The 18490-nt window shown below is 40.4% G+C and carries 21 protein-coding genes, 1 pseudogene and 1 riboswitch; of the genes and pseudogenes, 17 read left to right on the top strand and 5 right to left on the bottom strand.

Translation table 11 applies throughout. The annotated features are described in order from the left end of the window. Nucleotides 1-291 precede the first annotated feature (291 nt). Together CS060_RS09690 and CS060_RS09685 are read left to right on the top strand one after the other, a co-directional pair. Nucleotides 292-2154: an LTA synthase family protein gene (locus tag CS060_RS09690; RefSeq protein WP_035047574.1), complete on the top strand. Its 1863-nt coding sequence runs from the start codon at nucleotides 292-294 to the stop codon at nucleotides 2152-2154. 79 nt (nucleotides 2155-2233) lie between these two features. After that, a pseudogene (locus CS060_RS09685) lies at nucleotides 2234-3149 on the top strand (M14 family metallopeptidase). Nucleotides 3150-3175: 26 nt separating this feature from the next. Here the strand turns inward: CS060_RS09685 and CS060_RS09680 are convergent. After that, nucleotides 3176-3361, bottom strand: coding sequence for a DUF2759 domain-containing protein (locus tag CS060_RS09680; RefSeq protein ID WP_009373955.1), 186 nt, complete (start codon nucleotides 3359-3361; stop codon nucleotides 3176-3178). 132 nt (nucleotides 3362-3493) lie between these two features. Here CS060_RS09680 and CS060_RS09675 point away from each other — a divergent pair, with 132 nt between their 5' ends. Both CS060_RS09675 and CS060_RS09670 read left to right on the top strand, forming a co-directional pair. After that, entirely contained in the window at nucleotides 3494-4126 is a 633-nt protein-coding gene (locus tag CS060_RS09675; RefSeq protein WP_035047578.1) for an MBL fold metallo-hydrolase, read from the top strand. Between the two features lie 114 nt (nucleotides 4127-4240). Further along, the gene (locus tag CS060_RS09670) at nucleotides 4241-5344 is read left to right on the top strand and encodes a class I SAM-dependent methyltransferase (RefSeq protein WP_052025545.1); all 1104 of its coding nucleotides are present in this window, start codon (nucleotides 4241-4243) and stop codon (nucleotides 5342-5344) included. A 28-nt stretch (nucleotides 5345-5372) separates the two neighbouring features. Here the strand turns inward: CS060_RS09670 and CS060_RS09665 are convergent, their stop codons facing one another. Both CS060_RS09665 and CS060_RS09660 read right to left on the bottom strand, forming a co-directional pair. After that, on the bottom strand, nucleotides 5373-5615 hold the full coding sequence (locus tag CS060_RS09665; protein WP_004889537.1) for a DUF2626 domain-containing protein: 243 nt from the start codon (nucleotides 5613-5615) through the stop codon (nucleotides 5373-5375). Between the two features lie 69 nt (nucleotides 5616-5684). Further along, on the bottom strand, nucleotides 5685-6383 hold the full coding sequence (locus CS060_RS09660) for a helix-turn-helix transcriptional regulator (RefSeq protein ID WP_035048342.1): 699 nt from the start codon (nucleotides 6381-6383) through the stop codon (nucleotides 5685-5687). Nucleotides 6384-6571: 188 nt separating this feature from the next. Between CS060_RS09660 and CS060_RS09655 the strand changes: the two genes are divergently transcribed. The 10 genes from CS060_RS09655 (at nucleotide 6572) to CS060_RS09610 (ending at nucleotide 11719) form a co-directional block, all read left to right on the top strand. After that, on the top strand, nucleotides 6572-6943 hold the full coding sequence (locus tag CS060_RS09655) for a Spx/MgsR family RNA polymerase-binding regulatory protein (RefSeq protein ID WP_035048340.1): 372 nt from the start codon (nucleotides 6572-6574) through the stop codon (nucleotides 6941-6943). Nucleotides 6944-7056: 113 nt separating this feature from the next. Next, nucleotides 7057-8127: a competence type IV pilus ATPase ComGA gene (gene comGA, locus CS060_RS09650; RefSeq protein ID WP_082180280.1), complete on the top strand. Its 1071-nt coding sequence runs from the start codon at nucleotides 7057-7059 to the stop codon at nucleotides 8125-8127. Then, nucleotides 8111-9142, top strand: a complete 1032-nt coding sequence (comGB, locus tag CS060_RS09645; RefSeq protein WP_099668910.1) for a competence type IV pilus assembly protein ComGB — start codon at nucleotides 8111-8113, stop codon at nucleotides 9140-9142. The genes comGA and comGB overlap by 17 nt, the downstream gene beginning before the upstream one ends. A 6-nt stretch (nucleotides 9143-9148) precedes the next feature. Next, the gene (gene comGC / locus CS060_RS09640; protein ID WP_180271075.1) at nucleotides 9149-9451 is read left to right on the top strand and encodes a competence type IV pilus major pilin ComGC; all 303 of its coding nucleotides are present in this window, start codon (nucleotides 9149-9151) and stop codon (nucleotides 9449-9451) included. After that, on the top strand, nucleotides 9444-9881 hold the full coding sequence (comGD, locus tag CS060_RS09635; protein WP_035048335.1) for a competence type IV pilus minor pilin ComGD: 438 nt from the start codon (nucleotides 9444-9446) through the stop codon (nucleotides 9879-9881). Before comGC ends, comGD begins: the two co-directional genes overlap by 8 nt. Beyond that, nucleotides 9865-10173 carry a competence type IV pilus minor pilin ComGE gene (gene comGE / locus CS060_RS09630; RefSeq protein WP_035048333.1) on the top strand — a complete coding sequence of 103 codons (309 nt, stop codon included), beginning with the start codon at nucleotides 9865-9867 and terminating at the stop codon, nucleotides 10171-10173. The genes comGD and comGE overlap by 17 nt, the downstream gene beginning before the upstream one ends. Next, the gene (gene comGF, locus CS060_RS09625) at nucleotides 10170-10592 is read left to right on the top strand and encodes a competence type IV pilus minor pilin ComGF (RefSeq protein WP_035048331.1); all 423 of its coding nucleotides are present in this window, start codon (nucleotides 10170-10172) and stop codon (nucleotides 10590-10592) included. The genes comGE and comGF overlap by 4 nt, the downstream gene beginning before the upstream one ends. Then, the gene (comGG, locus tag CS060_RS09620; protein ID WP_035048329.1) at nucleotides 10564-10980 is read left to right on the top strand and encodes a competence type IV pilus minor pilin ComGG; all 417 of its coding nucleotides are present in this window, start codon (nucleotides 10564-10566) and stop codon (nucleotides 10978-10980) included. The genes comGF and comGG overlap by 29 nt, the downstream gene beginning before the upstream one ends. Before the next feature lie 14 nt (nucleotides 10981-10994). Beyond that, on the top strand, nucleotides 10995-11504 hold the full coding sequence (locus CS060_RS09615) for a shikimate kinase (RefSeq protein WP_035048327.1): 510 nt from the start codon (nucleotides 10995-10997) through the stop codon (nucleotides 11502-11504). Nucleotides 11505-11530: 26 nt separating this feature from the next. Further along, the gene (locus CS060_RS09610; RefSeq protein WP_019416934.1) at nucleotides 11531-11719 is read left to right on the top strand and encodes a YqzE family protein; all 189 of its coding nucleotides are present in this window, start codon (nucleotides 11531-11533) and stop codon (nucleotides 11717-11719) included. Nucleotides 11720-11733: 14 nt separating this feature from the next. Here the strand turns inward: CS060_RS09610 and CS060_RS09605 are convergent, their stop codons facing one another. Next, complete coding sequence (locus CS060_RS09605; protein ID WP_035048325.1) at nucleotides 11734-12507, bottom strand: YqhG family protein; 774 nt, start codon at nucleotides 12505-12507, stop codon at nucleotides 11734-11736. Further along, complete coding sequence (locus CS060_RS09600; RefSeq protein ID WP_035048323.1) at nucleotides 12494-14137, bottom strand: DEAD/DEAH box helicase; 1644 nt, start codon at nucleotides 14135-14137, stop codon at nucleotides 12494-12496. The genes CS060_RS09605 and CS060_RS09600 overlap by 14 nt, the downstream gene beginning before the upstream one ends. 186 nt (nucleotides 14138-14323) lie before the next feature. After that, nucleotides 14324-14412, top strand: a riboswitch (glycine riboswitch). Nucleotides 14413-14556: 144 nt separating this feature from the next. On the opposite strand from CS060_RS09600, the gene gcvT reads away from it, so the two are divergent. From gcvT to gcvPB, 3 genes are read left to right on the top strand one after another with little or no spacing between them, the layout of a single operon-like run. Beyond that, nucleotides 14557-15651, top strand: a complete 1095-nt coding sequence (gene gcvT, locus CS060_RS09595; RefSeq protein WP_035048321.1) for a glycine cleavage system aminomethyltransferase GcvT — start codon at nucleotides 14557-14559, stop codon at nucleotides 15649-15651. Nucleotides 15652-15668: 17 nt separating this feature from the next. Then, nucleotides 15669-17015, top strand: a complete 1347-nt coding sequence (gene gcvPA, locus CS060_RS09590; RefSeq protein ID WP_035048319.1) for an aminomethyl-transferring glycine dehydrogenase subunit GcvPA — start codon at nucleotides 15669-15671, stop codon at nucleotides 17013-17015. Then, nucleotides 17008-18462: an aminomethyl-transferring glycine dehydrogenase subunit GcvPB gene (gcvPB, locus tag CS060_RS09585; RefSeq protein ID WP_035048317.1), complete on the top strand. Its 1455-nt coding sequence runs from the start codon at nucleotides 17008-17010 to the stop codon at nucleotides 18460-18462. The genes gcvPA and gcvPB overlap by 8 nt, the downstream gene beginning before the upstream one ends. Nucleotides 18463-18490: the final 28 nt, after the last annotated feature.

The raw sequence follows: 18490 nt of genomic DNA, 5'->3' as shown, positions 1-18490 counted from the left end.
ACCGTACGTACGGTGGTGTGAGAGGACGGAGGTTAATCACCTCCTCCTACTCGATTCGAAAATTTGTCGGCAAAAAACGTCTTGCCTTTTTTAAAGAAAAGGTGTAAAACAGTCATATGTGGATGAGCGACTTGTCTATTATATCGTTCATAGTTTAAGATAACAGTTGCTTTTTTGTTAAGAAAGTATTAATATTGTCTTTGGTTAAGATAAAAAAATGTAAAAAAACGGATATACCTCATACAGCATAGAATAAGCATCGGATGTGGATGGATTAAAGGAGGGAGACATATGAAAAAATACCGTTTCGTTCTTTTCGCGGTATTACTTTTATGGATGAAGACGTATTTAGTCTATAAAAATAGTTTCGATATAAAAATTGAGTCATGGAAGCAGGAGTTTATTTTGTTCATTAGCCCGTTAAGCTTCCTGTTATTTATTTTTGGGCTTGCTTTATTTATGAGTGAGAAGCGACGCAATCGCTATATTGTCATTACAAGTTTTATTATTTCGTTTGTTTTGTATGCGAACGTTATGTTTTATCGCTTTTTTAGTGACTTTATTACCATTCCTGTGCTATTTCAAACGAACAACATGGGCGACTTAGGAAATAGTATATTTGAATTGATGAACGTTTCTGATATTTTCTTTTTCCTTGATGTTGCATTGCTTGCTTGGATGGCATATAAAAAAGTATCTATTGCTCAATATGTGCCAGCGACAAAACGTTTTCGCCGTACGTATTTTCTTGCGACAGTAGCCATCGCTTTGTTTAACCTAGGACTAGCGGAAACAGAGCGCCCAGAGCTGTTAACGCGCACGTTTGACCGTGAAATGTTAATTAAAAACTTAGGTATATACAATTATCATGTATACGATATTATTTTGCAGTCGCGTTCGAAAGCGCAACGTGCATTAGCAGATAGTAGTGAATTAGCGGATATTCAAAACTACATTAATGCAAACGAGAAAGCACCGAATAAACAATTGTTCGGTATTGCAAAAGGTCGCAATGTGATCATCGTTTCGATGGAGTCGTTACAAAGTTTCGTGATTAACAACACTGTAAATGGACAAGAAATTACGCCGTTTTTAAATGACTTTATTAAACAAAGTTATTACTTTGATAATTTCTATCATCAAACAGGACAAGGAAAAACATCTGATGCTGAGTTTCTCATTGAGAACTCTTTATATCCACTTGGTCGGGGTGCTGTCTTTTTCACACATGCGACAAATGAGTATAACGCGACGCCAGAAATATTGAAAAACTATGGCTACTATTCAGCCGTATTTCATGCAAATAATAAAAGTTTCTGGAATCGTGATGTGATGTATCAATCAATGAAGTATGATCGCTTCTTCTCAATGACGGACTATACCATTACGGAGGAAAATTCAGTTGGTTGGGGTTTAAAAGACATTCCGTTTTTTGAACAATCTGTACAACATTTAAAAACATTACCACAGCCGTTTTATACAAAGTTCATTACATTAACGAACCACTTCCCATTTGAATTAGGGGAAGAGGATAAAATGGTTCCAGAGTATACATCAAATAGCCGGACGTTAAACCGTTATTTCCCGACGGTTCGATATATGGATGAGGCGTTAAAAGTATTTATTGAGCAATTGAAAAAAGAAGGATTGTACGACAACTCTATCATCATTCTGTATGGAGATCATTATGGTATTTCTGAAAACCATAATAAAGCGATGGCTCAATATTTAGGTAAGGATGAAATTACGCCATTTGACCACGTTCAATTGCAACGTGTTCCATTGATCATTCATATTCCGGGTGTGACGGATAAACATCCGAAAGTGATTTCAAAAGTTTCTGGGCAAATTGATGTGAAGCCAACATTGCTCCACTTGCTCGGTATTGATACGCGCAATCAAATTCATTTTGGTGAAGATTTATTTTCAAAAGATAAGCTCGACTTTGTCGTTCTTCGTGACGGTAGCTTCGTGACAAAAGATTATGTATACACGAAAAACGCATGTTATGATAAGAAAACGGGAATAGAAGTCGATGGATCTTACTGTGAACCATATATGGAAAAGGCGCGCCAAGAGCTTGATTACTCTGACAAAATTGTATATGGGGACTTGTTGCGCTTCTACAATAAACAACAAGAAAATAAACAATAAGCTAGCTCTTACAACAGGGCTAGCTTTTTTTATGGGGAAGGCATATGAAAGCCTTCGACGGAGAATGAATGGTATACATATGGACAAATTCATCATTCATACAATAAAGTAAGGGGGAGAGAGCGATGTACGATTTTTCGGCATTAATGCATGATATCGATCAATTGCAACATCATTCGATTGTTCGTATACATGAAATCGGAAGAAGTGTGTTAAACAAACCGCTTGTGGAATTGCAAATTGGTGAAGGTGAAACATATGTGCATATGAATGCTTCGTTTCACGCAAACGAATGGATTACTTCAGCAGTTGTGATGGCGTTTGTTCGCGACTATGTGCAAGCGCTACAAGACAAACAACATCTTTGTGGCTATGATGTACAACATTTGTATAAAAAAACGACTTTATCGGTTGTTCCGATGGTAAACCCAGATGGAGTGGATCTTGTATTACACGGAAAAAAAGCGGCACAACATTATGAAGATGAAGTGGTGCGCATAAACGGGGGGAGTGAAAATTTTTCACAATGGAAAGCAAATATTCGAGGGGTTGATTTAAACAATCAATTTCCTGCAAAGTGGGAAGTAGAGAAAGAAAGAAAAATTCCAAAAGCACCTGCACCGCGTGACTTTCCTGGTTTTTCTGCGCTAACTGAACCAGAAGTGCAGGCAATGGCAACGTTGACAAAAGAACGCGATTTTTTAAAAGTGCTCGCATTTCATACGCAAGGAAAAGAAATTTATTGGGGATATGAACAATGTGAGCCACCTGAAGCGGAGGAAGAAGTAAATGAATTTGCGAAATGGAGTGGTTATGTACCTGTTCGGTATATTGACAGCCATGCGGGATACCGTGATTGGTTTATTTTCAATTGGAAGCGATGTGGGTATACAATTGAGCTTGGTGAAGGGGTTAATCCGCTCCCGTTTTCCCAGTTTCATTCTATTTACAATGAAAGCATCGGTATTTTTATGACCGCCCTTGCTCGTACGTAAAAAGACGCCGATACGTTGGCGTCTTTTTAATGGGCAACTGGATATCCGTGATGAATAACAGTCATAATTGTAAACCAACCGAATACGGCAACAGTGCCGATCCCGAGCAATACGCCGAGGAAATTTTTCTCGCGCAACGAACGAATGACACCGTAAGCAGCGAGCAATGTGACTAACGTAAAAATCACGACTAAAATGATCCCTGTTGGCATAACTTCCCCTCCTTATGTATACCGATTATTCCTTTTCCATTGTAATCGTTTTTGTTACGTTTGTCGAGGTGCAAAACGTATGTTGTTCGTGTACAATTAAGATAGAATATGTGTGGAAGGTGAGGAAATGTGATGAAGTGGGAACGAATTCCTTTAGGACCGTTGCAAACAAATGCGTATGTGCTTGTTCATGAAAATGGGACATGTTTAATTTTTGATCCGGGTAGTGAAGGAGAAAAACTCATTCAGCATATTGAAGCAAATGGTTGGACGCCCCTAGCTGTTTTGCTTACACACGCTCATTTTGATCATATTGGAGCAGTTGACGATGTAAGAAATCACTGGTCTATTCCTGTATATGTACATAAAAAAGAACAACATTGGCTAACTGATCCAATGAAAAACGGGTCTTTATTATTTATGGGAGAAACGATTACTGTAAACGAAGCTGACGTGTTGCTTGAAGAAGAGCAAACATTGACGATTGGTGATTTCTCCCTTCAAGTGATTGAAACACCGGGACATTCCCCAGGTAGTGTATCGTACTACGTAGAAGATGCTCAAGCGATCGTATCAGGAGACGTCTTATTTTTAGGAAGCATTGGCCGCACCGATTTGCCAGGAGGAAATTACGAACAGCTGTTGCAAAGCATTCATCGCCAGCTTCTAGTTCTTCCAGAAGAGACAGTTGTGTTATGTGGTCATGGTCCAGAAACAACGATCGGGACAGAGATGGACACGAATCCGTTTTTGAATGGTTTTTAGGCAAAAAAAATCCCTTCTCCATACAGAGAAGGGGGTTTGGGGGATGTTTTATTTCCTAAAATGGGAGGGGATATAGTTAAGCTACTAAATTAACAATATAACAAATTTAACACTATGTCAATAGTGAAAAAGGGTGCGAATAAAAAAATGTTAGAAAAAATGAGAAATAAGCGTTTGTCATACGCAGAGTACATGGAATGGGCATTGTATGATGAACAGTATGGATATTATATGAGACAGAAAGAAAAAATTGGACGCGAGGGGGATTTTATAACAACGAGCAACGTGGGGCATATTGTTGGGCACGTATTTGCGAGCGTGTTTATTCGTTTAATAGAAACATATCATGTTCGGCCGCTGATATGTGAAATCGGTGGAGGAACAGGTCGATTTGCTTATGCCGTTTTAGAACAATGGAAACGTCAATCGCCGAAAACGTTTTCCCAAGGACAATATATGATTATTGAAACAAGTCCATATCATAGGGAAAAACAAGCGGAAATACTTGCTCCGTTTATGGATCACGTACGTATCATCTCTAGTTTTACTGAACTTTCTTCTCCTTTGTCTGGTATTGTATATAGCAACGAATTGTTTGATGCGTTTCCTGTTCATGTCATTGAGAAACGAAACGGGCAAATATATGAATGTTTCGTTGTAGTAGAAGACGATCAGCTTGTTGAACAACATCATTTACTTGAAAACGAGGAGATCGTTCAATATTTGACAGAGCGGAACATTCAGCTCGTTGATGGGCAGCGATTTGAAATCCCGTTAGCGATGAAAAAGTTTATTTTTGAGCTTGATCAAGCGATTGATGGGGCGATTATTTTTACAGTTGATTATGGGTACACAGATGAAGAGTGGAAACATCCAGCACGAAAACAAGGCAGTTTGCGTGGTTATTATCGTCATCAGCTTATTGATGATCCGCTTCGTTATCCTGGAGAAATGGATCTCACGACGCATATTCAATGGGATGCGTTACGTTTTTATGGGGAGCAAGCGGGCTGGGCATTTACCCATTTATGGCGTCAAGATGAGTTTTTATTGCAGGCAGGTATTTTAAATCGACTCATTGAACATCATGATCCGAATCCGTTTTCTGAGCAAAGTCGACACAATCGCGCCATTCGCTCACTCGTTATGAGCGATATCGGCAGGGCGTTTCAAGTGATGGTGCAGCAAAAGAACATGAATATTCCTATTTTTACATAAAAAAGCGATGAGGTGCACTCATCGCTTTTTACTCGCCCATGCCAGGAACCATCATAAATGTTGTCCAGTACGTAAATCCGGCAAAAAAGACCGTTAAGTACGCACCGAAAATGTAAATGTACATTCTTTCTGTTAATTTTAAGTAGCTTAACAAAAGAAAGAATCCTGTTTGGCCGAGGAACAATAATGATGTTGTATGCATATGGCCAAGATAGAACATGACAGCAAAAATCCCTGTCCAAAATGACAAGACGCGGAACATACGATCCATATGTATCCCTCCTTTTCTGACCGTTTCCCTTACTTATTATAATGTAATTGAAATGGTTGTGTAAACGTTCTATTTTTTAAGAATGGCTTGATACGTGCATGAATTACAACCTGACGGCATAATTTCTTCTGTCACAAGTTCAGCGTTTGTAAATAATACTTCTAGCATTCCTTTCAAGAAGGCGTTGTGCATATAGCAAACCGAGTCTGGATGTGTAAAAGCGAGCTCTTTAAACGGACAGTTGAAAATTTCAAAATAAATTTTCCCTTGATTTTCACTGTAATGGAATGTCGGATAAAATCCAGCTGCTTCGGCAGCTTTTTGTAAAATGCTCATTTTTTCTTCCACACTCAACTGTTCAAGCGCTTGCATCGATTGGACGTGTTGTTGTACAAGTTCTTGTCCGAATAGCTTCCCTGTTTCATACAACGCTTGTTTCCCTGCATCTCCGAGTTTCATCATTGCCTGAATAGTGATCTTCGATAATAACTGGTAATCACGAAATGGAAAATGGAGTTGAATCACATCATCAGATAGACGGTATAATCGGCTCGGTCTGCCACCTTTTCCTGTTTTTTTCGTTTCGGATACAAGCATATTGACATCTTCTAGTTTTGTTAAATGAAGACGAGCGACGTTTGGGTGAATATGAAAAGCGTCAGCAATTTCTTGAACGGTTACTTCTTGATGTTTTCTCGCGATATACTGATAAATTTCGTAACGAGTCGGATCAGCAAGGACGCTTGTAATTTTTAATACTTGGTCCATTATGTCTCACTCCTATATGTTCATTCATTTACATTATAATACATGTATTTCCACAATGGAAATGCATATATAGGCCTTTTTCCCTATCTTTTTGTAACGTTCACAAAGTTTTAAAACAAATTTATATACAAATGTTAAACAAATGTTATACAATATGTATAACTAAGTGGAGGGAGGAGTGTGTTGCTATGCTGACTGTATATATGCATCCGAGTTGTACATCGTGCCGGAAAACAAAAAAATGGTTATGCACCAACAATATTGAATTTCGTGAGCGTCATTTGTTTCGTGAAACACCAACCTATGAAGAGTTATTGCATTTATTGTCACTGACGACGGAAGGAATCGATGAAATTTTAGCGACGCGCAGTCAATCGTTTAAGCAACTTGTTGAAAATGTTGAAGAGTGGCCGTTATCGAAAGTTGTCGAGCTACTTGTGAAAGAACCTCGTCTCCTTCGGCGTCCAATTGTTACAGATGGCAAGCGGCTCGTTGTTGGCTATAACCCATCAGCGTTAAAAAACATCGCAAAAAAATATCAGCGCGCATGTGTTTCATGACTTTCACCCACATATGGGTGAATATTTTTTTTGAATTTTTTACGAATCAAGAAGGAATTTGACGAAACATGTTGAATAATGAAGGCGAAAAAAATGGAGAAAGGGGGATGGCGTTGCAGGCTATTGAACGGCTAGCTGATCGCCTAATTGAAGAAGCTTATATGCTTCAAGCTTCCGACATTCATATCGTTCCACGCAAACAAGATGCGCTCGTACAATTTCGCTTAGGGGGAATGCTCGTTACAAAAAATGTGTTATCGAAACAGACATGTGAACGTTTGCTTGCCCACTTTAAATTTCTCGCTGATATGGATATTGGAGAACGTCGTCGTCCGCAAAGCGGAGCGATGGAAATGAACCTCACCCACACGACGATACATCTTCGGTTATCAACGTTGCCTACCATCTATGATGAAAGCTTAGTTATCCGCTTGCTTCCGTTACACTCATTTCTTCCGCTTAAACAACTCGCGCTCTTTCCTTCAACCGTAAAAAAGTTGCTCGCCTTATTAAACTATTCTCATGGGCTTATGATTTTCACAGGACCGACTGGATCTGGGAAAACGACAACGCTATATAGTTTGTTAAACGTATGTCGTCACCATTTTCAACGAAATGTCATTACGCTAGAAGATCCGGTTGAAAAGCGGGCGGAAGATGTATTGCAAGTGCAAGTAAACGAAAAAGCGGGTATTACGTATGCGGCAGGGTTAAAAGCGATTCTCCGCCACGATCCAGATGTCATTATGGTTGGGGAAATTCGTGATGCTGAGACTGCGCGAATTGCCGTTCGCGCCTCGTTAACAGGACATCTCGTGTTAACAACTATGCATACGAAAGATGCGGTTGGAGCGATTTATCGCCTTCTTGAGTTCGGTGTGCCATTTCAAGAAATGGCTCAAACGTTAGTCGCTGTAACCGCGCAACGTCTTGTGCAATTGAAATGTCCGTTTTGTGAAGGAGAGTGCTCACCTTTTTGTCGACAGTATCGACCTGTCCGGCGAGCAGCTGTTTATGAACTGCTATATGGAAATGAACTAGCGCAAGCAATGAGAGTAGCGAAAGGAGAGCAGGCGGTATATATGTACACTCGATTAAAAGATGTGATTAAAAAAGGAATTGCACTCGGTTTTTTACATGAAAGAGTTATTGAAAGTTGGTTGTTAGATGAAGCGACGTTGTAATTGGACGTTGCAGGAGCAAAGCGCGTTTTTTCTCCAACTCGGAAAATTGCTTAGTAAAGGGTATTCGCTTGCTCAAGCGATTGAGTTTTTGCAAATTCAGCAATCTCCTGCAAAGCAACGCGATCTTGACGATTGTGTACATGCATTGCGAGCAGGCGTACCGATTCATGAAGCTTTTTCTCGCATGCAATTTCATTCTCATCTTTTAGGATATGTGTTTTTTGCTGAAAAACACGGTCAACTTGCTCATGGATTGATTGAAGCAGGGGAAATCGGACAAATGAGGGCACGTTACATCGAGCAAGTGAAGCGTATGTTGCGTTATCCATTATTTCTTTTTAGTTTTTGTATCATGATGTTTTTCATGTTTCAGCAAGTATTAGCTCCACAGTTTTCTCACCTTCTTTCTTCGTTTCATGCTCGTTCATCTTTTTCTACATTCCTTTTTACTTTCACTATATGGCTTCCACGTATACTTTCCGTTGCGTTCATCATCGTTGCTTTTTTAGGATTGTTTTATTTGCTGTTCGTTCGTTCGTGGCCTATTCATAAACAAATGGATTTGTTTATGAAGCTTCCTCTCGTCCGTTCATGGATTGTGTCATTTCATACGCAAGTGTTTTCGTTACAATTAAGCCACTTGTTAAAAGGAGGACTGTCCATTTATGAGGCGCTACAAATTTTTGAGCATCAATCCCACCTTCCGTTACTGAAAGAGGAAGCGAAAATTATGAAACAGCAGTTATGTGAAGGCGAAAAGTTGGATGAAATCATTCAACGACGGAAGTATTACGAACAAGAACTACCTTTCGTCATTCGTCATGGTCAGTCTAACGGAGAATTAGTGCAAGAATTATTTCATTACAGCCAGTTTTCGTTGCAAAAATTAGAAAACCGTCTAAAAAAAATTGTATATATTACGCAACCACTTTTGCTTAGTTGTATCGGTATTTTTGTCATTTTGATGTATATCGCTATGTTGTGGCCTATTTTTCAACTGTTAAATCATATATAGAGGGGGATGTATATGAGAAATGAAAAAGGATTTACGTTAATTGAAATGTTAATTGTGTTGATGGTCATTACCATTTTGATTTTAATTACGATCCCAAATGTGACAAAACATAACAGTATGATTAATAAGAAAGGATGTTCAGCTTTTATCAAAATGGTTCAGTCTCAAGTCAAAGCATATGAGATGGAGCAAGGAACGATTCCGACGGTGCAACAGTTAGTAGATGGGAAATATATTGAAAGTAACCGTTGTCCGAATGGAAAAGAGATCGTTATTACGAGTGAAGGGGACGTTTTAGAAAGTGAATGAACGAGGATTTACGTTGATCGAAATGTTAATCGTTCTTTTTGTTGTGACAAGCATCATGTCGTTTACCGTTCCACCCCTTCAGCAAGTATTAGCTGAACGGCAGTTACAATATTTTTTAGAACAATTCAAAAACGATATGTTATATGCCCAACAATATGCAATGAGTAGGAAAAAGACGGTAGCGATTATATTTTCTTTCGATACATGCCGTTATCAGGTGAAAGAAGGAGGGACGTTTGGAAAGGAGCTATTTGCTCGTTCTTTTCCCTCCCCGTTTCAATTTCAAATGGCTACGTTATCGCCGCCGCTTTATTATTATCCGAATGGCAATGTGAATAAAGCTGGGACGCTTCTTGTTGCATATGGAAGTAAAAAATATAAAATCGTTTTTCAATTAGGGAAAGGACGATTGTATGCGCAAAAATTGTAACGGTTTTACGTTTATTGAACTGCTCGTTTCGCTTAGTTTATGGAGCGGTTTGATCGCTATGCTCCTTGTTCATTGGACAACGATTGTTGTAGAACGGGAAAATAAAAAAATGGAAATGATCGCAAATCAAATTTTATATGAAGCAATGATGAATGAACAACGTGAAAACGAAACGCTTGTCGTTCGTGGGAAACGCACATTTTCATTATTTATGCGATCGAATGAGCGATGTGTTCGTTGGAAAGATGGGCTGAAAAGAACAAAAGAAAGATGTGAGACATTGTTGCAATGATTCAAAAAGAAAAAGGCTTTACGTTAATAGAAATATTAATGTCGCTTACGGTTTTTTTCATCATTTTATCTTTATTGACAAAAGCATTTCATTTATCGTTGAGCTATACAACAAAACGCGGAAACTTTGACTATTTTGAATGGGTTGTTTTCATCCAACAAGCAAAAATAGAACTGAGAGAATCAAAAGACGTTCATATATACGGCACAACGATTCAATTCAATAAATGGACGGGTGAGCGCGTGACGTACGAAAAGTATGGAACGATCATTCGGAGGCGCGTAAATGATACTGGTCATGAAATTATGCTTCAATTTATTCAACATATATCGTATGAAAAAGAACAAACAGGCATTCGTATCCATGTATTCACAGATAAAGGAGAATCATATGAAGCGTTTATCCCATTTTTTCGTTAACATGAAAAATGAACGGGGCGTTATTTTTCCCTTTACCATCATGTGCGCGTTATTAATGAGCGCTCTTTTTCTTCACTCTGTCGCATTGTATCATACAGAAATACAGTTTTTTGAAGAGGAAAAGAAATGGTACGAAGCAGACTATTTGATGAAACAAACACTCAATGATGTGAAACAAACGCTTGCCAATGCACCAGAAAACGTGACATCATTAAGCCAAACGATTTCATTTTCTCGCGGGCGGGCAACGTATAGGGCAGCAAAAAACGGAGCGGATGTTTGGTCTGTCAATGTATCATGTGTAACGAATGCTCAATTTCGCTATGATGTTCAGTTTCAATTTCATGTATTAACAAACGACATTTCGGAGTGGAAAGAACTATACTAAGAGAGGAAGAGAATATGAGGGCGATTTACTTGACAGGATTTATGGGGGCAGGAAAGACGACAATTGGAAAACGATTAGGAGAAGTATTACAGCTATCTGTGATAGACACGGATGCATATATTGAACAACAAGTTGGAAAAACGATTACAAAGATTTTTGCGGAAGAGGGGGAAGAGACGTTTCGGGCGTATGAACGAGACGCATTAAAGAAGCTTCCAAAGGAAGATGTGATTATTACAACAGGTGGCGGAATTGTCATTCAAGAAGAAAATCGTCAATTTATGCGTGAGCATGGAATCGTCATTTATTTGCATTGTGAGCTACATGAATTGTTTCGGCGTTTAGCTGATGATGAGACCCGACCGCTACTGATGGAAGAAAATAAACAAAGTCAAATAAAACAGCTATTTGAACAACGACTTGCATGGTATCGTGAAGCACATATGACGATCGATACAACAAATCGCACGATAGATGACATCGTAGAAAACATTGTATCTTTGCTTAAATCACCTCGTTTTTGACGATACTAGCATCGAGGTGATGAACGATGGCAGGAAACGATTATGTTAAATTTATGACTGAGCAAGTTGTAAAATATTTAGACCAACCGAAAGACGAACGGAAAAGACAAAGACAAGAGAAGAAACAGCTAAAAAAACAACAAAAGCAGCCGTTTTTATATCGCTGGTTCGGTGTTATTCCGTATGCCATTATGCTTTTATTTAAGCGGAAATAAGGCTAATGCTAGCCTTATTTCGCCTCCAAATAAAATACACCACCGTTGATAATGGAAATGTGAATTCTCGGTTCATACCTTTGTCGCAACGCTTCTTTTTCTTTTTCATACTCTTCTTGTTTTTCTTCGATCCCCTCGTAAAAATGTTTCAGTAATGCTAAGTCTTCTTCCCAACGCGCGCGCGCCGCATCTGCCCACTCATGCGTTTCGGAGGCGATGAGACGTTCAACAAAAGCTTCAAGACGCGCAAGTCCACTAATTGGCTTAATAAGTGGAGAAATCGTAAAGCAATAATCTGGAACAGTGACTCCCCATTGTTTTTCTTTTAACACGTCGTAAAACGACTCGACGATTGTTCCGCTAATGAGATGAATACCTAACGATAATAAACGATCTTGCTTCCGGTCGCATTCATATGAAAGCAATATGTTTGTATGAAGCCACGGATGAAGAGCGGCAGATCGTTCGAATACTTGCTCATAGAGTCGAACGAACCGTCCGTTCATTTTAGCGATCGAAAAAATTTGATGAAGGCGTGGCGAACCAAAATGAATATGCTCTCCCTTTTTTTCGTGAATCGATCGTTTCGTGATGAGTGATAGTTGCAACGGTTCACCTATAGCACCGATGCGCTCAACATAATGCCAATAAAACGGGCGATTCATGAGTTGTTTATCCATCTCAACGGTGAGTTGAACACGTATATGTCCATCGCTACGTTCGACAATGGGACAATGGGCGGCGGTAAAAAAACGTTCAAGAAAAGATTGGATGTCATCTTGCTGCATGTGTCTGTTCCTCCGTATTCGCTAAAATTTCTACAAGATTTTGCATTTTTATTTTCAGTTCTCCTTCGCTTTTCGACTGAGCAATTATGCGTTCTAAATGGTTTGAAAATGCAGGAGACTGTAGCTTCATTAAAATATCATCTAGTTCACCGACGACCCGTTCAAATAGCTGAATTTTCTCGTACAGTAACGTAAATATATGCTCTTCGACCGTATTGCGCACGACAAAATTATAAATGTGGACATCTTTCGTTTGTCCGAGACGATGGACGCGTCCGATTCGCTGTTCCAAACGCATAGGGTTCCAAGGCAAATCATAGTTAATGACATGATTGCAAAACTGTAAGTTAATCCCTTCCCCCCCTGCCTCGGTTGCAATTAACACTTGGGAACGATGCTGAAACAGCTCTTTCATCCAATCTTTTTTACTACGTTTAAATCCACCGCGAAACGGTACGGAAGAGATGCCGTGCTGTTTAAAAAACCATTGCAAATACAATTGAGTCGCTCGGTATTCTGTAAATACAATGACTTTATCGTTTATTGTTTGAATAAGCTCTAACGCTTTTTTCGCTTTTGTATGTTCGTTGATATCGTTCATTTTTTGTAACAATGCACTAATTGTCGTTTCAAGATGAGGTTTTTGTTCAAGCATGTTTTTTAACGTGCAAAAAAGCGCTTCTTTACTGCTGCATATTTCACGCAATAACGTCATATGTGACAGCGATGTATCTAACAAAGGAGACTTGAACCGCTGAATTGTTTCATATACATTTCGCTCCGCTTCCGAGAACTCAATGAAAATCGTTTCAACGTGCCGTTTCGTCCATTCAATTCCTGTATCGTGGCGACGGTGACGAATCATCACTTTGCGAATAAGCTCTTTTAAATGAGCATCATCGTGTAATGTGCGCAATTTTCCATATCTTTTTTGAAATTGTTCGGCATTTCCTAAATGTCCTGGTTTCAGCAGGGAAACGAGATGAAAAATTTCTTCTACACGATTTTGAATTGGGGTTGCTGTTAATAGTAAACAAAACTTCTTTTTCAGCCCTTGAACAAATTCATAGTTTTTCGTTTTATTGTTTTTCAATTTATGTGCTTCGTCAATAATGACAATATCGTATGTTTGTTCATAAATGATGTCCCGATGTGGTTGTTTTTTGGCGGTATCTATCGATGAAACGACAACATCGCACTGCTCCCATACATAACTTTTCTTTTGGGCAACAGCAGGAATAAAAAATTTTTCATTTAATTCTTGTACCCATTGTGAAACGAGAGAAGCTGGAACGAGAATAAGCGCCTTTTTCACAAGCCCACGAATCATATATTCTTTTAAAATTAATCCAGCTTCAATGGTTTTCCCTAGACCGACTTCATCAGCTAAAATGGCTTTTCCGTTCATTTGTTCGACCACTTGACGGGCAACGTCGTATTGATGAGGTAAAATGGTGATATGCGGCAAATGTTTTGGCGCTTGTAACCCATCAAACTGAGGGATGGTTAACGCTTTCGTTGCTTCAAGCGCTAATTCATACAGTTCCCAGTTCGACCACGGACCGTCACGTTCGATACGTGTGACAAATTCATCCTTCCAACTTCTCTCCCAATGCATAGTGACGTTCATCAAGCATCCCTCATTTTCCGAACATTTTTAGTTAAAACGAAATAAATTTACGTATTTTATTTATAAAAAGGTGTTGCGACAAACGAGAAGTTATAAGATAATAAGAAACGTAAGAAAGTTTGTAAAATTGTTTCATTATATGTTTACATGTAGTGTGGCACAAGAGCGACAATTGTATACGGGCGGATGAGAACAAGGGGAGAGACTACGAGATGTAGCGCCGAAGGAGCAAGTGGCAACACGAATCTCTCAGGCAAAAGAACTCTTGTTTGACGCGGCTCTGGAGAGCGTTCACAGACGTGAACCACCCACGAGGACACCTATGTAATATTAGGGAAACTTTCAGGTGAAAGGACAGAGACTACCATATGACAATATGGGGGTCGTCTGTCTTTTTTTTATGAACAAGGAGGAAGCGTATGTTAAAAAGAACACCGTTATTTTCGTTGTATGCAGAGTATGGCGCAAAAACGATTGATTTCGGCGGTTGGGAGTTGCCTGTGCAATTTTCTAGCATTAAAGAAGAACATGAAGCTGTACGGATGCGCGCAGGATTATTTGATGTGTCACATATGGGTGAGTTTGAAGTGAAAGGAAAAGATAGTCTTGCTTTTTTACAAAAAATGATGACAAACGATGTCGCCAAATTAACAGACGGTCACGCCCAGTATACGCTTATGTGCGATGAAGAAGGGGGAACCGTTGATGATTTACTTGTTTATAAAAAAGGAGACGATCATTACCTTCTTGTTGTAAATGCCGCAAATATTGAAAAAGATTTTGCATGGCTTGAAGCGCATGTATTTGGGGATGTTGAACTAGTCAATATTTCAAACGATATCGCACAACTAGCACTGCAAGGACCACTTGCGGAAAAAGTGTTACAGCCATTAACAACTATTGATTTATCGACAATCAAATTTTTTGCTTTTGTCGATCACGTTAATGTCGCTGGTGTTCAAACGCTCGTATCCCGGACAGGATATACAGGAGAAGATGGGTTCGAACTATATTGCGACGCAGAAGATGCCCCAACGCTTTGGCGAGCCATTTTAGAAGCAGGAAAAGAAGAAGGAGTGCTTCCATGCGGGCTCGGTGCACGCGATACGCTTCGCTTTGAAGCATGCTTGCCGCTTTATGGGCAAGAGTTGGCAAAGGACATTACGCCAATCGAGGCAGGGCTTGGATTTGCGGTTAAAACGAATAAAGACGTTGACTTTTTCGGAAAAGAAGTATTGACGAAACAAAAAGAAGAGGGAACGCCACGGAAACTTGTCGGCATTGAAATGATTGACAAAGGCATTCCTCGTCACGGATATGCGGTATATGTTAATAATGAGCAAGTTGGCGTTGTCACGACAGGAACACAATCACCGACGCTCAAAAAAAATATCGGATTAGCACTTATTTCTACTGCGTTTTCGGCACTTGATACAGAAGTAGAAGTAGACGTTCGTGGGAAGCGGTTAAAGGCGAAAGTGGTGGCAACACCGTTTTATAAGCGCACAAAATAATGTGAGGAGAGAGAGCTATGCTTCATCGTTATTTGCCGATGACAGAAGAAGATAAGCAACAAATGTTACAAACAATTGGGGTGCAGTCGATTGATGAACTGTTTTCTGACATTCCAGAAAGCGTTCGTTTTCAAGGTGAGTACAACATTAAACCGGCAAAATCAGAACCGGAGTTAATGAAAGAGTTGATGGCATTAGCGGAAAAAAATGCAAATATGAAGACACACATTTCGTTTTTAGGAGCGGGGGTGTACGATCATTACATTCCGACGATTGTTGATCACGTCATTTCTCGTTCGGAGTTTTATACCGCATATACACCGTATCAGCCAGAAATTTCACAAGGAGAACTGCAAGCGATTTTCGAGTTTCAAACGATGATTTGTGAATTAACGGGCATGGATGTGGCGAACTCATCGATGTATGACGGTGGAACAGCGCTAGCAGAAGCAGCGTTATTAAGCGCAGCGCATACGAAAAAGAAAAAAGTGTTATTATCAAATACGGTGCATCCGGAATATCGCGATGTTGTGAAAACGTACGCAAAAGGACCGGGGCTTGAGGTAGTAGAAATTCCGCACAAAAACGGCGTGACGGATGTGGATGCCTTGCAAAAAGAAATGAATGAAGACGTGGCATGCGTCATTGTGCAATATCCAAACTTTTTCGGACAAATCGAGCCGCTAAAAGATATGGAGCCCATCGTTCATGCACATAAAGGAATGTTCGTTGTCGCAAGCAATCCACTCGCGTTAGGGGTATTAACACCGCCAGGCCAGTTCGGTGCAGACATCGTCGTTGGTGACGCTCAACCGTTCGGGATTCCAACGCAATTTGGCGGTCCACATTGCGGTTATTTTGCGGTAAAATCGGCGCTTATGCGCAAAATTCCGGGACGTCTTGTCGGACAAACGACGGATGAAGAAGGGCGACGCGGCTTTGTGTTGACATTACAAGCGCGCGAGCAACATATCCGCCGCGACAAAGCTACATCAAATATTTGCTCCAACCAAGCGTTAAACGCACTCGCTGCATCGGTAGCGATGACTGCCCTTGGCAAAAACGGCGTAAAAGAAATGGCAACGATGAATATTCAAAAAGCACACTATGCAAAAGAGGCGTTTGTCAACAATGGTTTTCATGTCGTATTTACAGGTCCGTTTTTCAACGAGTTTGTCGTTCGTATGAACAAACCGATAGCGGAAGTGAATAAAAAGTTACTAGAAAAAGAAATCATTGGTGGCTACGATCTCGGACGTGATTATCCAGAACTACAAAACTGTATGTTAATTGCAGTGACGGAACTACGCACGAAAGAAGAAATCGACACGCTTGTGAAAGAATTGGGGGATTGTCATGCATAAAGACCAGCCGCTTATTTTTGAATTAAGCAAGCCAGGACGAATCGGATATAGCTTACCAGCACTAGACGTACCAGCCATTGATGTCGCACAAGTCGTTCCAACCGACTATATTCGAAAAGAAGCACCAGAACTCCCAGAAGTGTCGGAACTTGACATTATGCGACATTATACAGCGCTATCGAAGCGCAATCACGGGGTCGATTCGGGCTTCTATCCGCTTGGATCTTGCACAATGAAATACAATCCAAAAATAAACGAAAACGTTGCCCGCTTTGCTGGATTTGCTCACATTCACCCGCTTCAGCCGGAAGAAACGGTGCAAGGGGCACTTGAATTAATGTATGATTTACAAGAGCATTTAAAAGAAATTACCGGCATGGACGCAGTGACGTTGCAGCCAGCCGCTGGGGCGCATGGCGAATGGACAGGACTGATGATGATTCGCGCTTATCATGAAGCAAATGGCGACTACAATCGAACGAAAGTGATTGTTCCAGATACAGCCCATGGGACAAATCCAGCGTCGGCAACGGTTGCCGGCTTTGAGACGGTGACGGTAAAGTCGACCGAAGAAGGATTAGTCGATTTAGACGATTTACGCCGCGTCGTCGGTCCAGATACAGCCGCGCTTATGCTCACAAACCCAAATACGCTCGGTCTTTTTGAAGAAAACATTTTAGAAATGGCAGAAATCGTGCATGAAGCAGGCGGAAAGCTGTATTACGACGGAGCCAACTTAAATGCGGTGTTAAGCAAAGCGCGCCCTGGCGATATGGGCTTTGACGTTGTGCATTTAAACCTTCATAAAACGTTTACCGGTCCGCACGGCGGCGGTGGCCCTGGTTCAGGTCCTGTCGGCGTGAAGGCGGATCTCATTCCGTTTTTACCGAAGCCAACGGTGGAAAAAGGGGAAAACGGCTACTATTTCGACTATGACAGACCGCAAGCGATTGGGCGTGTGAAGCCGTTTTATGGAAACTTCGGCATTAACGTTCGCGCGTATACGTATATTCGCTCGATGGGCCCAGACGGCTTAAAAGCAGTGACAGAATATGCGGTATTAAACGCCAACTATATGATGCGCCGATTGGCTGAATATTACGACTTACCATACAACCGTCATTGCAAACACGAATTTGTTTTGTCAGGAAAGAGACAAAAGAAATTAGGAGTACGTACGCTTGATATTGCGAAACGTCTCCTTGATTTCTGCTACCATCCACCGACAATTTATTTCCCGCTCATCGTTGAAGAGTGCATGATGATCGAACCGACTGAAACCGAGTCAAAAGAAACGCTTGATGCGTTCATCGATGCAATGATTCAAATCGCAAAAGAAGCGGAAGAAACGCCAGAAATCGTCCAAGAAGCGCCGCATACAACGGTCGTGAGACGCTTAGATGAAACAACGGCCGCTCGCAAACCCATTTTACGTTATCAGAAATAAAACAAAAGGTGCCAGCTTTGTTGGCTTG

Origin of the sequence: Anoxybacillus flavithermus, assembly GCF_002742685.1 — a bacterium.
GTDB classification, from domain to species: Bacteria; Bacillota; Bacilli; order Bacillales; family Anoxybacillaceae; genus Anoxybacillus; species Anoxybacillus flavithermus_E.
The sequence above is the reverse complement of the archived record's forward strand: the minus strand, read 5'-3'. Positions and strand labels throughout refer to the sequence as shown.

Bases quoted from the DNA above. Each gene is read 5' to 3' on its own strand.
- CS060_RS09690 (WP_035047574.1), top strand. From the start codon at position 292: ATGAAAAAATACCGTTTCGTTCTTTTCGCGGTATTACTTTTATGGATG.
- CS060_RS09680 (WP_009373955.1), bottom strand. From the start codon at position 3,361: ATGCCAACAGGGATCATTTTAGTCGTGATTTTTACGTTAGTCACATTG.
- CS060_RS09675 (WP_035047578.1), top strand. From the start codon at position 3,494: ATGAAGTGGGAACGAATTCCTTTAGGACCGTTGCAAACAAATGCGTAT.
- CS060_RS09670 (WP_052025545.1), top strand. From the start codon at position 4,241: ATGTCAATAGTGAAAAAGGGTGCGAATAAAAAAATGTTAGAAAAAATG.
- CS060_RS09665 (WP_004889537.1), bottom strand. From the start codon at position 5,615: ATGGATCGTATGTTCCGCGTCTTGTCATTTTGGACAGGGATTTTTGCT.
- CS060_RS09660 (WP_035048342.1), bottom strand. From the start codon at position 6,383: ATGGACCAAGTATTAAAAATTACAAGCGTCCTTGCTGATCCGACTCGT.
- CS060_RS09655 (WP_035048340.1), top strand. From the start codon at position 6,572: ATGCTGACTGTATATATGCATCCGAGTTGTACATCGTGCCGGAAAACA.
- comGB (WP_099668910.1), top strand. From the start codon at position 8,111: ATGAAGCGACGTTGTAATTGGACGTTGCAGGAGCAAAGCGCGTTTTTT.
- comGC (WP_180271075.1), top strand. From the start codon at position 9,149: ATGTATATGAGAAATGAAAAAGGATTTACGTTAATTGAAATGTTAATT.
- comGE (WP_035048333.1), top strand. From the start codon at position 9,865: ATGCGCAAAAATTGTAACGGTTTTACGTTTATTGAACTGCTCGTTTCG.
- comGF (WP_035048331.1), top strand. From the start codon at position 10,170: ATGATTCAAAAAGAAAAAGGCTTTACGTTAATAGAAATATTAATGTCG.
- comGG (WP_035048329.1), top strand. From the start codon at position 10,564: ATGAAGCGTTTATCCCATTTTTTCGTTAACATGAAAAATGAACGGGGC.
- CS060_RS09615 (WP_035048327.1), top strand. From the start codon at position 10,995: ATGAGGGCGATTTACTTGACAGGATTTATGGGGGCAGGAAAGACGACA.
- CS060_RS09610 (WP_019416934.1), top strand. From the start codon at position 11,531: ATGGCAGGAAACGATTATGTTAAATTTATGACTGAGCAAGTTGTAAAA.
- CS060_RS09605 (WP_035048325.1), bottom strand. From the start codon at position 12,507: ATGCAGCAAGATGACATCCAATCTTTTCTTGAACGTTTTTTTACCGCC.
- CS060_RS09600 (WP_035048323.1), bottom strand. From the start codon at position 14,137: ATGAACGTCACTATGCATTGGGAGAGAAGTTGGAAGGATGAATTTGTC.
- gcvT (WP_035048321.1), top strand. From the start codon at position 14,557: ATGTTAAAAAGAACACCGTTATTTTCGTTGTATGCAGAGTATGGCGCA.
- gcvPA (WP_035048319.1), top strand. From the start codon at position 15,669: ATGCTTCATCGTTATTTGCCGATGACAGAAGAAGATAAGCAACAAATG.
- gcvPB (WP_035048317.1), top strand. From the start codon at position 17,008: ATGCATAAAGACCAGCCGCTTATTTTTGAATTAAGCAAGCCAGGACGA.